This is a genomic window from Streptomyces sp. NBC_00996 (assembly GCF_045162675.1).
Classification (GTDB): Bacteria; Actinomycetota; Actinomycetes; order Streptomycetales; family Streptomycetaceae; genus Streptomyces.
Genome location: NZ_CP108723.1, coordinates 10,531,384 through 10,546,256, shown reverse-complemented (window position 1 = coordinate 10,546,256; position 14,873 = coordinate 10,531,384). Strand labels below are relative to the sequence as shown.

General features: G+C 69.5%; 13 protein-coding genes and 3 pseudogenes. 6 read left to right on the top strand and 10 right to left on the bottom strand.

Translation table 11 applies throughout. The features are described 5' to 3' along the window. Window positions 1–148 precede the first annotated feature (148 nt). The 3 genes and pseudogenes from OG390_RS48890 to OG390_RS48880 form a co-directional block, all read left to right on the top strand. Window positions 149–1,033 (top strand): alpha/beta fold hydrolase, encoded by an 885-nt coding sequence (locus OG390_RS48890; RefSeq protein ID WP_406178321.1) that lies wholly within the window; start codon window positions 149–151, stop codon window positions 1,031–1,033. A 4-nt stretch (window positions 1,034–1,037) separates the two neighbouring features. After that, window positions 1,038–1,859: an SCO6745 family protein gene (locus tag OG390_RS48885; RefSeq protein WP_406177159.1), complete on the top strand. Its 822-nt coding sequence runs from the start codon at window positions 1,038–1,040 to the stop codon at window positions 1,857–1,859. A 27-nt stretch (window positions 1,860–1,886) separates the two neighbouring features. Then, a pseudogene (locus tag OG390_RS48880) lies at window positions 1,887–2,222 on the top strand (alcohol dehydrogenase catalytic domain-containing protein); the annotation flags it as partial. Window positions 2,223–2,251: 29 nt separating this feature from the next. On the opposite strand, the pseudogene OG390_RS48875 reads toward OG390_RS48880, so the two are convergent. The 6 genes and pseudogenes from OG390_RS48875 to OG390_RS48850 all read right to left on the bottom strand — a co-directional run. After that, window positions 2,252–2,890 (bottom strand): annotated as a pseudogene (locus tag OG390_RS48875) (helix-turn-helix domain-containing protein); the annotation flags it as partial. Window positions 2,891–3,260: 370 nt separating this feature from the next. Next, window positions 3,261–4,538, bottom strand: a complete 1,278-nt coding sequence (locus OG390_RS48870) for an ABC transporter substrate-binding protein (protein ID WP_406177157.1) — start codon at window positions 4,536–4,538, stop codon at window positions 3,261–3,263. A 5-nt stretch (window positions 4,539–4,543) separates the two neighbouring features. Further along, a complete protein-coding gene (locus OG390_RS48865) occupies window positions 4,544–5,701 on the bottom strand; it encodes an ABC transporter permease subunit (RefSeq protein ID WP_406177155.1) in 1,158 nt (385 codons plus the stop codon). Then, window positions 5,698–6,588 carry a branched-chain amino acid ABC transporter permease gene (locus tag OG390_RS48860; protein ID WP_406177153.1) on the bottom strand — a complete coding sequence of 297 codons (891 nt, stop codon included), beginning with the start codon at window positions 6,586–6,588 and terminating at the stop codon, window positions 5,698–5,700. Before OG390_RS48860 ends, OG390_RS48865 begins: the two co-directional genes overlap by 4 nt. Further along, window positions 6,585–7,391 (bottom strand): ABC transporter ATP-binding protein, encoded by an 807-nt coding sequence (locus tag OG390_RS48855; RefSeq protein ID WP_406177149.1) that lies wholly within the window; start codon window positions 7,389–7,391, stop codon window positions 6,585–6,587. The genes OG390_RS48860 and OG390_RS48855 overlap by 4 nt, the downstream gene beginning before the upstream one ends. Continuing rightward, window positions 7,388–8,146, bottom strand: a complete 759-nt coding sequence (locus OG390_RS48850; protein WP_406177147.1) for an ABC transporter ATP-binding protein — start codon at window positions 8,144–8,146, stop codon at window positions 7,388–7,390. The genes OG390_RS48855 and OG390_RS48850 overlap by 4 nt, the downstream gene beginning before the upstream one ends. A gap of 169 nt (window positions 8,147–8,315) precedes the next feature. On the opposite strand from OG390_RS48850, the gene OG390_RS48845 reads away from it, so the two are divergent. Together OG390_RS48845 and OG390_RS48840 are read left to right on the top strand one after the other, a co-directional pair. Then, window positions 8,316–9,629 carry a PucR family transcriptional regulator gene (locus tag OG390_RS48845; RefSeq protein ID WP_406177145.1) on the top strand — a complete coding sequence of 438 codons (1,314 nt, stop codon included), beginning with the start codon at window positions 8,316–8,318 and terminating at the stop codon, window positions 9,627–9,629. Then, complete coding sequence (locus OG390_RS48840) at window positions 9,626–10,291, top strand: TetR/AcrR family transcriptional regulator (protein WP_406177144.1); 666 nt, start codon at window positions 9,626–9,628, stop codon at window positions 10,289–10,291. The genes OG390_RS48845 and OG390_RS48840 overlap by 4 nt, the downstream gene beginning before the upstream one ends. Window positions 10,292–10,513: 222 nt before the next feature. Here OG390_RS48840 and OG390_RS48835 read toward each other — a convergent pair whose 3' ends face one another. Further along, window positions 10,514–10,954: a nuclear transport factor 2 family protein gene (locus tag OG390_RS48835; RefSeq protein WP_406177142.1), complete on the bottom strand. Its 441-nt coding sequence runs from the start codon at window positions 10,952–10,954 to the stop codon at window positions 10,514–10,516. Between OG390_RS48835 and sigJ the strand changes: the two are divergent. Continuing rightward, a pseudogene (gene sigJ / locus OG390_RS48830) lies at window positions 10,953–11,889 on the top strand (RNA polymerase sigma factor SigJ). The gene OG390_RS48835 and the pseudogene sigJ overlap by 2 nt on opposite strands. A 110-nt stretch (window positions 11,890–11,999) precedes the next feature. Here the strand turns inward: sigJ and OG390_RS48825 are convergent. From OG390_RS48825 to OG390_RS48815, 3 genes are all read right to left on the bottom strand, one after another. After that, complete coding sequence (locus tag OG390_RS48825; RefSeq protein ID WP_406177140.1) at window positions 12,000–12,281, bottom strand: hypothetical protein; 282 nt, start codon at window positions 12,279–12,281, stop codon at window positions 12,000–12,002. A 33-nt stretch (window positions 12,282–12,314) separates the two neighbouring features. Beyond that, window positions 12,315–13,943: a sigma-70 family RNA polymerase sigma factor gene (locus OG390_RS48820; RefSeq protein ID WP_406177138.1), complete on the bottom strand. Its 1,629-nt coding sequence runs from the start codon at window positions 13,941–13,943 to the stop codon at window positions 12,315–12,317. 554 nt (window positions 13,944–14,497) lie between these two features. Continuing rightward, complete coding sequence (locus OG390_RS48815; RefSeq protein ID WP_406177136.1) at window positions 14,498–14,863, bottom strand: MerR family transcriptional regulator; 366 nt, start codon at window positions 14,861–14,863, stop codon at window positions 14,498–14,500. Window positions 14,864–14,873 lie beyond the last annotated feature (10 nt).

The following is a 14,873-nucleotide window of genomic DNA, read 5'->3' as shown; positions in this document are numbered from 1 at the left end:
CCCGGAGGGCCGGAACCCGCCACGTCGGGCGCGATGCCTGGCCAAATGGGCGGTGCGCGGCCGCCATTGCGGGAATGTATGGGCCTCGGACCTTGACAATCCACGTGCACGACTGAAGGCTGACCGACCAGTCGGTATGAAAGGGTGGATCGTGACTCAGCTGCGCATCACCACTGATGCGGGTGTGTTCGACGCGATCGTGGCGGGTCCGGCCGAGGGCCGCCCGGTGCTGTTGCTGCACGGCTTCCCCCAGACGGGGCTGGTGTGGCAACAGCAGATCGCGGCGCTGGCCGAGCACGGATACCGGGTGGTGGCACCCGACCAGCGCGGGTACTCCCCAGGGGTCCGCCCCGAACGACCCGAGGACTACCGCATCAACGTCCTGGTCGACGATGTGGTCGCGATCACGGAGGAACTGGGCTGGGCATCGTTCGACCTGGTCGGCCACGACTGGGGAGGCGCGGTGGCGTGGTGGACCGCCGATGCCCACCCCGGCCGCGTCCGTACCCTGACGGCTGTCTCGACCCCGCACCCCGGCGCTCTGGCCGCCGCTCTGCGCACCGACCAGGACCAGCGCGAACGATCGGGCTACATGATCGACTGGCGCGAAACGCCCGCGACCGAAGAGCGCATGCTCGCACGCGATGCCGAGAAGCTTCGCGCCACCTACGCCGGAAAGGTCCCGCCGGCCAGTGCCGAGGCCTACGTGCGGCACCTGTCCCAGCCGGGCGCTCTCACCGCGGCGCTGAACTGGTACCGGGCCGGCCGCCCTGACGGCGCGATCGGCATCATCGACGTGCCCACGCTCTACGTCTGGAGCACGGAGGACATCGCGTTCGGCCCGGTGGCCGCGCAGGAGACCGGGCAGTGGGTCAACTGCCCGTACCGGTTCGAGACTCTCCAAGGCGTGAGCCACTGGGTCCCCGAGGAGGCGCCCGAGGCGCTGAGCCGCCTGCTGCTCGAACATCTGCGAGCGCACGGCGAGTACGGAACCACAGCGAATACGGCCTCTGCCGACTCTCAGAAGAGGTGATCCCATGCAGGCAGCGCGAGCAGCCTGGCGCAGGCTCGAGCCCGTACACGGCATGATCTATTTCGCCCCCGAGGGAAGGCGACGGTACGCGGACCTCGGACTGAGCGGGCGCGCCGGGTACTTCGCCTCCCGGAGCGCCGCCTTCGGACGAGCATCCGCTGAGCTGATCATCTCGAGCTTCTACAACTTCAACCCCGTTTTCGTACGGAAGACGGTCGACGGGGTCTGGGACACGGCGGCGCCGCAGCAGGTGTTGGATGCACGGCACGCCGCCGCGAGCGAGGCCCTGCGACGGGCCGGGATCCACGAACTCCCCGCTCTGGACGAGGTCCTGGCGCTGACCCGCAGGGCCGCCGAGGCGGCCTGCGAACACCCGCAAGGGCGCCCGCTGTTCGGCGCGCATGCCGCGCTGCCCTGGCCCGAGGAACCGGTACTGCAACTGTGGCATGCCCAGACGCTGCTCCGGGAGTTCCGTGGAGACGGCCATGTCGCATGCTTGCTGAGCGAGGGCGTCGGCGGCTTGGAGGCCCTGATTCTGCACGCTGCCACCGGTGAGGTTCCCGTCGACTTCCTCAAGTCAAGCCGCGCATGGCCCGAGGATGCGTGGGCCGACACCGAGGAGCGTCTGCGCACGCGAGGCCTCCTCGACGGCGACTGCCTCAGCCCCGAAGGCGTACGCCTGCGCCGGCACATAGAGGGCCGCACCGACCGCTTGGCCCTTCCCGCCTACGCTGCCCTGGGGGACGCCGACTGCGCACGTCTCGCCGAACTCGCGAGCGCCTTCGGCCGCGCCGTCGTCGAAGCCGGCCTCCTCAAGCTCGGCTGACCGGGCCTTCCACCCTCCCTCCGCTTCGTGGTCGAGTGGCGCGAGGCCCCGGACCCCGAGCTCCGGTCCGACCAGATGGCGATCGTCGCGCCGGTTGCCGCGACCTCCTGCGACGTGGACTCCGCGGTCCTGGCCGGACACGCCTTCATCGATCCGCCGTTCGCCCTCGGGCATGAATGCGTCGCCCGCGTGGTGGACGTCGGCGACGCCGTGACCACAGTGGCTCCCGGCGACCTCGTCGTCGTGCCCTGGTCCATCAACTGCGGCACCTGCGACCCCTGCCGCGCCGGACTCACGGCGCACTGCACCGCGGTCCCGCACATGGCCATGTACGGCGCGCCGATCGGCGGCAGTTGGGGCGGGCCCCTCGTGAACGAGGGGGATTCCCACGACTCGCGCTGTGAGGGTTTCTGCTTCACCGCCGACTGCCCGCCCGGAGTTCTCCGTTGAGGTCTTGCACCAGCTCCACAGACCGACACCGCCAGCCCGGCGGCCTTGAGGTGGATGGCCGCGTTCACGTCCCGGTCATGGACCGTCCCGCAGTCACAGGTCCAGGACCGGACACTCAGCGGTGCCGGCTGCGCGCCCTCGGGGAGCGGCCTGGACCACACGATCGCCCGCGGCTCGCTCATCTTCGCCACCGTCAGTCGGCCATCCCGGTAGCGGAACCCGCTGGTGGTGTACTCCGCAGACTTCCGCGACTTCTTGCGGCTCTTGAACCGCGGATATTTGGCCCGCTTGCCGAAGAAGTTCGTGAACGCCGCCTGCACATGCCGCAGCGCCTGCTGCAACGGCACCGACGGCACCTCGCCCAGATAGGCAAACTCTTCGGTCTTCTTCCACGCCGTCAGCATCGCCGACGTGGCGCCGCAATGGAGCCGCTCCTGCCGCGTCCATGCCTCGGTACGGGCGGCGAGCGCCATGTTGTAGACCTTTCGCACACACCCGAACGTGCGCGACAGCTCAACTGCCTGCGCATCAGTGGGATAGAAGCGGTACCGATACGCCCGCTTCACAGGGCCGGTCTCCACATCTCATCGTCGCCCTGGTCACCCAGGCCGTCGGTCTCCTCGGCGCCGCTCTGGGCCTGCCGCTCTCTGCCATGCTGCATCAGGAGCCGCCCCCTTGTCCGGTTCGTCCTGATCATGGATCGTGACGGTGCGGGCACCGTACTCATGCGCCGTCATGACAACCCGCAGCGCCGCTGCACCCGTTGCGCGACCATCAGGGAGTACCGATGCCGCCCTCTTCGCGTCATGGAGTGGGAACGCGCCACCGGCACGCAGGACCGTGGACTGTGTCCTGCGTGCCGGTGGGCGTCAAGGCATCCAGGAGAGATACCAACTGGTCGGTTTGTGATGCTCGGGGGCATGGGATACGCCCCCGGGCCCTACCGGTGGCTCACTTGGTGAGCGGGCCGAACTCCTTGCGGGTGTCCACCGGCTTGCCGAAGAGCTGCCAGCGTTCGCCCTTGAACCGCATGAGCTGCATGGTCTCGATCGGGAAGGCATCATCAGGCCCGGTGGACAGCGTGACCCCGGGCAGCAGCATGCCTACCTTGACGTCCTTCATGCTGCGCACCGCGTCCCGCAGTCCTTCCCTGGTGGGGCACTTCATGGCACCCAGGGCCTTGTGCAGGCTCGCGGCGACGGCCCAGCCGTAGGCGTTGAACTGGTTGGCCGGGTCGGCGTCCGGTGCGTACTTGTGCATCGCTTCCTGGTAGGCCTTCATCTCCGGGTCCTTCGCCCACTTCTGGTCGGCGGGGTCCTTGAAGTACGTGGCCGATATGACGCCTTGGACGTTCTTGAACCCGACGGGCTTGAGCACGGCGGCGGACGAGGACACGTTGTTCACGATGTGCAGCGGATTCCACTTGGTGTTCTTGGCATCGGCGGCGAGGGCCTGGCTGCCGAACTTGGGCGTGGAGATGTTCAGCAGGACATCCGCCCTGGAGCGGGCGAGGCTTGCCATCTGCGCAGAGACGGACGGGTCGGTGACTTCGTAGCTCTCCGCGGCGACCACCTTGACGCCGCTGTCGGCGACGGCCTGCTTGAACCCGCCCAGCAGGTCCTTGCCGAAGTCGTCGTTCTGATAGAGGACCGCGACCTTCGCCTTCGGCTTGTTGTTCTTGAGGTACTTGGCGTACACCCGTGCCTCTGCCACGTAGTTGGGCTGCCAGCCCGTGGTCCAGGGGTGCTTGTCGTCCGTGCCCCAGACGGAGGCGCCTGTGGCGACGAAGGGCTGCGGCACCTTCTGCTTGTTCAGGTAGTCCCACACGGCCGCCGTGGACGGCGTGCCAAGGGTCTGGAAGACGGCGAAGACCTTCTCCCGCTCGACCAGTCTCCGGGCCTCCTCCACGGCCTTGGGCGGCTGGTAGCCGTCGTCGCGGACGACGAACTCGACCTTGCGGCCGTCGATTCCGCCCTTCTCGTTGACGTACTTGAAGTAGGCGTCCACGCCTTTGCTGATCGTGCCGTACGCGGAGGCGGGCCCCGACAGCGGGTAGATCCCGCCCAGCTTGATGGTCTTGTCGGTGATGCCGGTGGTGTGCTGGCCCTTGCACGCGCCGCCGGCGGTGCTGCCCTTGTCCTCCTGCCCTCGCTGGGTGGCACAGGCAGTGGCGGTGAGCAGGGCTGCGGTCGCGGCCGCGGCCGCCCGCAGAGCGGTTGTCTTTCGCATGTGATTCATTCCTTTTCCGTGCGGGGCGGGGCGCCCACGGGTTCGGCGTCGACAGGTGCGGGATCCGCGGGGGTGGGGATGGCGGAGGGTTGGGAATCGGGCTCCGACCGGGGCTCGGGTGCGGACGTCCCGTCGGGTGCGGACGTCTCGTCGGGTGCGGACGTCCGATCGAGTGTGGCGGGGCGGGCGCGGAGACGGGCTGCAACGCTGGGGACACGGCTCGCCAGGCCGGCGAGTCCTGTCGGGGCCACGAACATCACCGCGATGATCAGCAGGCCGAACACCACACCGGGTGCGGCCTCGCTGATGTCCTGAGCAACGCTCGGAACGTACATCACGAACGCGGCGCCCAGCAGCGGGCCGTACAGCGAGGCGAGCCCTCCGACCACCAGGCCGGCCAGCAGCGTGATGGACAGGACGAAGCTGAACGAGTCGGGCGAGACGAAGCCGATCACCCAGGTGTACAGGCAGCCGGCGACGCCCGCGAACATGGCGCTCCATGCGAAGGCGAGGGTTTTGTGCAGCGACAGCCGCACGCCCATGACCTCCGCCGCGCTCTCGTTGTCGCGCACCGCGAGCAGCGCACGACCGACCCGGGACCGCAGCAGGTTGCGGGCGAGCAGCAGCGCCACCGCCGTGACGGTGAGGACGACGAAGTACGTCCACTGGTCCTCGGCCAGCCCGCTCCAGGCAGGCGGCTCCAGCTTGTCCACGGTCAGGCCCATGGAGCCGCCTGTCACCCATTCCAGCCGCTTGAGCAGCGGCGGCAGGAACACCGCGAAGGAGAGGGTGACCAGCGCCAGGTACAGCCCGCGCAGTCGCAGTGCGGGCACTCCGAATCCGAGTCCCAGCAGGAAGCATGCAGCGGCCGCGACCGGCAGGGTGGCCAGGTGGCCGGTGTCGAACCGGTCGAGCATGACTGCCGCTGTGTAGGCCCCGGCCGCGAAGAACGCGCCGTGTCCGAGCGAGATCTGTCCGCCGAATCCGACCAGCAGGTTCAGTCCTGCCAGCGCCACGGCGTACAGCAGCACCATGGTCAGCTGGAAGACCTGGAAGGGAGCGAAGTAGAACGGTGCGGCCACGGCGACGGCCGCCACGAGCAGCGCGGTCAGGGTGACCCGCAGGTACCGGGTGCGGTGGGGAACTGCGGTCATCGTGCTCATGCCCGCTCCACCGCCGCTCGTCCGAACAGGCCCTGGGGCCGTACCAGCAACACCGCAAGGATGATCGCCAGCGGTACACCCACTTTCAGATCGGCGCCGATGACGTCCACGTACGCCCCGGCCAGCGTCTCGGCGACACCGACGAGCAGGCCGCCGACGACGGCGCCCACCGGGCTGTCGAAGCCCCCCAGGGTGGCCGCGGCGAACGCGTAGATGAGCACTCCGCCCATCATGTTGGGCTCAAGGAACAGCAGCGGGGCGACGAGCACGCCCGACACTGCGCCGACCGTCGCGGCCAGTCCCCAGCCGAGCATGAGCACCCGGCCGACGCGGATGCCCGACAGCCGGGCGGATGCGGGATTGCAGGCGACCGCCCGCATCATCAAGCCGGTCGAGGTGTGCTGGAACAGCAGATACAGCAGCCCCATCACGGCGGCCACCACCCCGATGATCCCGAGGGTGGACCAGTCCAGCTGGACACCAGCCATGTCGACCCCTCCGTCGGGGAAGGGCTGTGGGAAGTCCTTGACGGTGTACGACCAGATCAGACCGGCCACCGCGTTGACGAAGATGAACAGGCCCACCGTGACAATGACCACGGTCAGCTCGGGCGCCGCCTGCACGGGACGGATGACGAGCCGCTCGACCAGCATGCCGCCGGCGAAGGACACCATCAGGGTGACTGGCAGCGCCAGCCAGAACGGCATTCCGGATGCCACCAGTTGCCAGGCCACGTACGTGGAGAGCATGGCGAGCTCGCCCTGCGCGAAGTTGACGATCCCCGTGAACCGGTGGATCAGCACCAGGGCCAGCGCCAGGCTGGCGTACACCGCTCCGGAGCCGATCCCTTCCACCACTTGCTGGAGCAGTTCGGTCACGGCGCTCACCCACCCTTTCCCGAGCGGACCGAGACCCCGAGATAGACCTCGGCGACCTGTCCGTCCTCGCGGATCTGCGCGGCCGGTCCGGACAGCACCAGGCGTCCGGCCTCCAGCACGTGGGCCTGGTGCGCGATGTCCAGTGCGAGCCGGGCGTTCTGCTCGACGACGATCACAGTGGTGCGTTCCTCCTCGTTCACGGTTTTGACGATCTCGAACAACTCCCGTGTGACCAGCGGCGCAAGCCCCAGGGACGGCTCGTCCAGGAGCAGCAGCGCGGGCCGCAGCATCAGCGCCCTGCCGATGGCGAGCATCTGCTGCTCGCCGCCGCTGAGACTGCCTGCGGCCTGCCCGGACCGCTGGCGCAGCTTGGGGAAGTACTCATAGATCCGGTCCAGGTCGGCCGCCACGGCCACGCGCTCGGCGCGGGCCCGCCGCCCGTGACCGGTGCGCAGGTGGGCGCCGATGCGCAGGTTCTCCTCGACGGTCAGGTCGTTGAAGGTGCCGCGGCCCTCGGGCACGTGCGCCACTCCGAGGCGGGCGGCCTGCTCGGGAGAACGGCCCAGCAGCTCCGTACCGTTCAAGGTCACCGACCCGCGGCCGCGGACCATGCCGCACAGGGCCCGCAGGGTTGTTGTCTTGCCCGCTCCGTTGGGTCCGAGGACGGCACACACCTCGCCGCGCCCGACGGAGAAGTCCAGGCCCTGCAGCACGCGCGCCTGGCCGTATCCGGCGTGCAGGTCGCAGACTTTCAGGAAGTCCGGCTCTGAGCTCGCCCCGGCCTCGGCGCGGTCGGTGGTGGGCGCGTTCACGCAGCCACCCCCAGGTACGCCTCGATGACGGCCGGATCGCGCTGGATCTCCTCCGGCGGGCCCTCGGCGATCTTGCGTCCGAAGTCGAGGCACACCACCTTGTCGCACAGGCCCATCACGAATCCCATGTGGTGTTCGACCACGACGAGCGTAAGGTCGAAGTCCTGGCGCACCGCCCGGACCAGATCCGCGAATTGGTCGACCTCGCCGTGGCTGAGGCCGTTGACGGGTTCGTCGAGCAGCAGCAGCCGGGGCCGTACCGCAAGGGCACGGGCCAGTTCGACGCGCTTGAGGGTGCCGAACGGCAGCCCGGAGGCAGGGTGGTCGGCGACTTCCGCCAGACCGAGTCTCCGCAGCAAGTCGTCCGCCTGGTCACGCAGTTCCCGCTCCTCTCGCCGCACGCGGGGCAGCCGGAGCGCCGCGGCGAAGTGTCCGGTGCGCCCCTGGCCGTGGGCGCCGATCATGACGTTCTCCCGGACTGTGAGCCGCGGGAACAGGCCCAGGTTCTGAAAGGTGCGGGCGATCCCGCGCCCGGCCACGGCGTGCGGCGCCAGGCCGAGCAGGTCCTCACCGTCGAACCGCACCGCGCCCGCGTCGGGGCTGCAGCGCCTGGTGAGGCAGTTGAACAAGGTGGTCTTGCCGGCGCCGTTCGGCCCGATGAGCCCTACGGCGGTGCCCGGCTCGACGGTGAACGCCACACCGTCAAGTGCCGTGATCCCGCCGAAACGCACGGTAATACCGTCGACCGTGAGCATGAGTGACGCCCTTTCCGACGTGCTGGGGGGTGGGCGAGCGTCACAGTAGGTGGGGGCCTTCTGGCCGCACATTGGGTGCGAGCACCCAACTTCATGTCCGATGACCTGTGCGCCGCGCACAAGTCTTCGCGCATCTTCTTCGCCCAGCCTGTTGACGGGACACGAGGAAATGACGACGATCGGCGCCATGCCGCGCGGTCTCGCCCTGGGCGCCCCAGGTCTGTCCGAGCCGCTGCTCCAGGAGCGGCGGCGGATCCTGCGTGCCCTCGAGGAGCGCGTCGAGGAGGTGGCAGAGACCGCCGTTGCGGTGATGCGTGCGGAGATCCCGTCGTACGCGCTGGGGGACGCACGGTTCTTCGAGGACGTACGCGATCAGGTGCTCACGCATTACCGCATCAAGGTGGCGGCGCTCGCCGGTGACCGGGAGATCGCCCCGGAGGACCTGGGCTTCAGCCGCGCGGCAGCCATGCGCCGAGCACGAGCAGGGTTCGCCCTCGAGGACTGGATGAGCGCTTTCCGGGTCGGCCGGCAGGTCTTCTGGAACGCGTTGCTGGAGAGCGTGAACACCTCGGACGTGGCGCAGCAGGCCGCGTTGTCCCTGGTCACACCGCTGATGCGGTACGTGGACTATGCCAGCACGCATGCCGCGCAGGCCTATGTGGAGTACCAGCAGCACGTTGTGGCGGACGCAGACCGGGAGCGCCGGGACGTCCTCGAGCAGCTCCTGGAGGGCGTAGCACCGACACGCGGTCCGCTGCTGACGGCGGCGCAGGCGTACGGCATCGGACCGAACTCGCCCATGATGGTGGTGGCGGCGGTCTGCGCCGAGGACAACCGCACCGGAGACATCACCTCGGCCGAGACCGGCTACGCCACCGGCGCGGCAATCAGCGTCGCCGGGGTGTGGGCCAGCAGGACCCTGGTCGTCGTGCGTCAGGACGAGGTGGTGGCCGTGCCCGTGGTGCGCACCGGCATGGACGAAGAGGACATATGCGCTCACTTCGAGGCCGTGCAGCAGCGGCTCGGCCGCCAGGGGACCGTCCTGTCCATGGGCATCAGCACGGTCGCTCGGGGCGCGTCCGAACTGCCGCGCGCCTACCGGGAGGCGCGGGCCGCCCTCGACCTGGTACCGAGCCGGGGCGGGGTGGCGGCGCTGCCACGGCTGTCCCCGTTCGACTACCTGGCACTGCGGGCCGACGACCTCGGCCGCCGGCTGGTCGACCCCCGCGTACGTGCGCTGCTGGAGGAGGACCGCAAACGGGGCGACACGCTGGCGGCCACCATACGGGCGTTCGCGGACGCGGACCTCAACCTGCGGCTGGCCGCCGACCACCTGCGGGTGCACCACAACACGGCGCACTACCGATTGCGCCGGATCGAAGAGCGCACCGGACGCAACCCGCGCCGGATCGCCGATCTCCTGGAACTGCTGGTCGCCCTCGCCATCCGCGAGGGGTCCGAGGAAGGTGGGAATTGCCGGTGAGCAGCATCGTGGAGCCTGCCGAGACCGAGGCGGCACGTCATCGGCCGGGCGGGACCGGGAGCACCGGCCTGCCGGAGGCGCCCACCGGGCAGGACCGTTCGGTCCGACACGCGCTGCTCGGCGCGGCCCTGGAGGTGTTCACCGAGCGCGGCTACGCCTGTGCCGGCCTCGCCGAGATCTCGGCGCACGCCGGCATCCCCGTGGGCAGCCCCTTTCAGCACTACGGCGGCAAGCGAGGACTGTACTTCGCGCTCTGGGAGGAGTTCCGGGAGGAACAGGAGCGCCGGACCGCGGCCGCGGTGGCCGCCGAGCGCAGCCGCGGCGTGGACGACCCCGTCGCCGTCTTCATGGCGGGAGCGAGGGCATATCTGGAGGGGGCCTGGAACAACCGGCCGCTCGTCAGACTCTTCGCGGACGACGACGGCCCGGCGGGCTTCGACGCGGTACGCCGCCAGTGGGACCGCGCGTGGGTGCGGCGCAACGCCCGGCTCCTGAAAGTCGACGAGCAGCAACGCGCAGGCCGGGTCCGGGTGACCGTACTGACCACGGTCATCGGAGGAGCCGCTCGCGAACTGGGCGACTGCGTGGACGAGACGGAGGCCCGGGAGATCGTGGACGAGGTGTGCGGCATTCTCACCCACCTGTCGACGCCGCCCGGCTGACCGGTCGGCGCAGGCGCGCTCCCCCATCTCACCCTTCGGACGGCAACAGCATCTGCGCCATCCCCAGGACCCTTGGGCTCCGATCGGGCGAGGCGACACATGGCGCCCGCTGCCTGCAAAGCGGGGCGATGCCGATCTGCGGTCACCCTGGGAAAGTCGGGCTTGGTGGGATGCGGTCCGCGCCGGCGGCAAGGGCCCCGGCGCGGACCGCGGCATCGACGGTCAGGACGCCTCCGGCGACGAACCTGACCCTGCCAGCGGTGTGGTGTCGAGGTAGCTGACCTCATAGACACGCTCCTCGAACTTCCAGCCATCCTGGGTGCGCCGGTAGCGGTCGTGGTAAATGGAATAGTTCAACCCCGACCTGCCATCGCGCATACGCCCGAGCTCTTGGATGTAGGCACGGCCGGAGGCTGTGTCGCCCTCCAGCTGGATCGCGCCAGAGTGCGCGGTCTGCACGAAACACTCCCACGCATTCTGCAGCCGTTCGATCCCGGCACGAATCTCCTGCGGACCGGTGAACTCCACATCGGCTTCGGGGATTCGCCACACGCCATCGTTGGCGAACAGAGACGGACCTTCCAGGCCGAAACGCCCGGAATACCAAGAGCCACTGAGGCTCTCGGTAACGGCAGATCCGACCCAGGGATCCTCCGGAACCATGACCCACCACTCGGAGCCAGCACACGACCGGTCCGACGCGGGCCTGAGCGCGATCATCAGCGAGCGGCGTCAACTGATCAATCTCACCTACAGGCTCCTCGGCTCCCTGGCCGAAGCCGAGGACGCCGTCCAGGAGACCTACGCCCCGCTGGTATGCCATGTCCCGGCAGCAGGACGCCATCGAGTCGTCCGGCGCCTGGCTGACGAGGGTCGCCAGCCGCATCTGCCTGGACCTGCTCGGCTCGGCGCGAGCCCGACGCGAGCAGTACGTGGGCGAATGGATCCCCGAGCCGCTGCCCGACCGAACCGAGTGGATCAGCGGACGACCCGGCACCGCCGCGGCCGACCCGGCCGACCGGGTCACACTGGACGAGTCGGTCAGCATGGCCTTCCTCGTCGTCCTCGAATCGATGACCCCGGCACAGCGCGTCGCGCTCATCCTGCACGACGTCTTCCGCTACTCCTTCGCCGAAGTCGCCGAGATCACCGGCCGCACCCCGGCGGCATGCCGCGAGTTGGCCTCCTCAGCCCGCCGCCGCGTCCGCGCCTGCGGACCGCCAGAGGCCCCGGCAGCCCACCAGGCCGGCCTGGTCAGGAACTTCAAACAAGCATGGGAAGCCAGGGACATCGACACTCTCATCGGCCTCCTCGACCCCGGCGCCACCCTCACCGCAGACGGCGGCGGCATGGTCAGCACCGCGATCCGCCCGATCGACGGCGGCGAGCGGATCGCACGTTATGTCGTCGATATCGCCGACAGGACACCCGACAACGTGACGATTCTGGAGCGCTCGGTCAACGGCCGGCCCGGCCTGATGGTCCAGCGAGGGGGCTTCACCACGGCGGTGTACGCATTCGAGGTCGCAGACGACCGGATCAAGCGCATCTGGGCGGTACGCAACCCCGACAAGCTCCGGCCCTGGATGATGGGCTGACTCGCTGGCCTGTGGCCAATTTGGTCTCGGCGATTCATGGCCTTGGGTGGAACATCGGTACAGCGGTTTTCGGGCCATGGGGTGGATCGGAACGGTCAGTAGCGGGCGCATCACGACTTCTTCACCGTGGTCTTCTTGGGCCGACGGAGGATGGTCGTGGCCTTGTCGAGGTGCCCGTACACCGTCGACCTGGGGCACCCGAAGATAGCGGTGATCTGCTGGACGGTCTCCTCGCGGGCGTCGTAGGGCGGTTGGGCGAGGGCGGCTTGGTCGGGCGTGAGCTTCGGCGGCCGCCCGCCGACGTGGCCGCGGGTGCGTGCGGCGGCGAGCCCGTCGTTGGTGTTCGCCACGGTCAGCTCGCGTTGCAGCTCGGCGAGGCCGGAGAGTGTCACAGCCAGACGGGCACCGCACAGACGCCGGTCACCTCACTGCTTGGCGCCGAAGTCCTGCGTCCACCACGGGCCGCCCGACCCCTTGTGGACACCCACGCCGATGTCCTTGAACGAACAGTTGAGGATGTTGGCGCGGTGACCGGGGCTGTTCATCCAGGACTCCATCACCGCCTGCGGGGTCTGCTGGCCCTGAGCGATGTTTTCGCCGTACGTGGACCAGCGGTAGCCCGCGGCGGTGATGCGCTGCCCGGGGTCGGCACCGTCCGGGTTGGTGTGATCGAAGAAGTTACGGGCGGCCATGTCGTCGGAGTGGCCCAGCGCGGCCTTCTCCAGCTGCGCGTCCTCGGCGAGCGGACCGCAGCCGGCCGCCGCCCGTTCCTTGTTCACCAGCGCGACCACCTGTGCGACGGTACTCGTCGGGGCCGACTGCACCTGTGGCGTACTGGTCGGAGTCTGGGTCGGCCGGGCGGACTGCCGGGGCGTCGGCACGCTCTTCTTCGCGGGGGACGGGGACTTGGAGGGGGTCGCCTTCTTCGATGCCGACGCGGACGGCGACGCAGAGCCGGAGGCCGACGGCGAGGTCTCGGCGGCACTGGGAGCCGAGAGATCCACGACGTGGTCGTCGGCGGTCGGCGCGGCGGTTCCCCCTTCGGCCCCGTTCCCGGTCCCGGAGTCCGAGCCGTAGTACCAGAGGCCGCCGCCGGCCAGGCAGGCCGCCACGACGGCGCCACCGACGGCCCGGCGCCGGATGCGCCGTCGTCGACGGGCCTCGCCGCGGGACGTCGTCCGGCCGTGTGCGGCACGGTGGCGGGCTCCCGCTCCTGCGGACGCGTCGAGCGGTGACGCCGAGCCGACCGGCGTCATCCCGCCGGTGGCGGAGCGCACTCGCTCCAGCAGCGCGGGCGACGCCGCCACCAGCGCCGGGCCGGCCAGCAGCCCCTCCGCGGGCATCAGCTCGCTCCACAGGCCGGAGCAGCGCCCGCAGCCGCGGGCGTGCCGGGCTATTCGCTTGCGCCAGAGCGCCGAGGGCCGACCGTCCCAGGAGGCCAGCACGCCTCGCAGTTCCTCGCACGGCGGCTGCGCGTCGAGTGCCCTCACCACCACGCGCGCCGCCTCCAGTTGAGCCTTCATGCGTTGCACCCGGACGGCCGTGTGCTGAGCCGACAGCTCCAGGGCCGCGGCGACCTCGGTCCGGGTCAGCTCGCCGGCGCACTCCAGCCACCACAGCGACAGCAGTGCCCGGTCGTCCGGCTCCAGCCAGCGTGTCGCGCGCGCGGTCTCCTGGCGCTGGCCGGACAACTGGAGCTGCACCATCGTCAGATCCACGAAGTCGGCGCCCGGATCGGCGAAGTCCTTGGCGTCCTCCACGGAGCCCGGGACGAACTGTCGGTCATGCCAGTGCGCCCGTACTCGATTCATCGCGATCGCCACGAGCCAGGAGCGGAAGGTCTCGGGGGTACGCAGACTTCCCAACGCGTCCAGGGCACGGAGCATGGTCTCCTGCACCACGTCGTCGACATCGACCGAGCCATTCAGAGCCCGCCCCACGACGTTGTAGACCAGCGGGAGGTACGCACTGACCAGAGCGTCCTGAGCCTCCGGGGCGCCCCCTCGGGCAGCGGTCACCAGTGCCGCCGCATCCACCGTGTCCCATGTGCTCATCAAAAGCTTCCCTGTCCTCGACGCCGAACGGTTGCTGTCCGATATATGGGAGACCGCTCGGCGAGCCTCGGATAACAGTTCTTCGAAGACTTGTTCCGGGAGAGACTCACCGCTGCGCCCGGCGATCGCAATGAAGGACGTCACATCGGGGGACGGACAGCACAGTGACGGTGGCGTTGCCGACGGCGAACCGGGCCTGCAGGTACGACGTCAACTACGACACCGTGGCGCGCGGTCACACCCCGGCGCCGCGCGCTTCGGCCGCATCCTTCGGCGCCGACCGGCTCATGCTCGGCACAGACTTCCCTTATCAGAGGGGCCATCAACTGGTGCCGGCGGTGTCCTGCATCCGGCAGGGACTGCCTACCGAGGTAGCCGAGGCAGTGCTGAGCGCGGGGAAACATCTGCTCGACCGATCAGGAAGGCGCTGCCCCATAGGGAAGGGGCCCGTCTGCTCGGCCGATCAGGAAGGCGCCGCCCTATCGGGCACGGGCAGGGACGACCTCGTCCAGGGGCAGGCGCCGGACAGGCCCGTGACGCGCTCAACCTCTTACTCAGCCGGGTCGGCCGGCTTCGCGCAACGGACATCCAGTACCGATGCGCGTGGCGAGATCGGCGCGCAGGACAGCGAGTTCGGCCATCCGCGCGTCCACGATCGAGATCTTCTCCCTCAACAGCTCCGACAACGCCTCCGACACGTCCGGAGCGTCACGCAGTTCTTCACCATGCCGCACGATCTCCGCGAGTGAGAATCCCAGGGTCTGCGCGGTGCGCACATAGTGCAGCCAGGGCACCGCCTCGGGCGCGAAGTCCCGGTAGCCATTGGCCAGTCGCTCCCCCTCGACGAGCCCGACCTTCTCATAGAACCGGATGGTGTCTCTGGTCATGCCCGTCCGCTCGGCCAGCTCTCCGATACGCATGCCTCCGCGC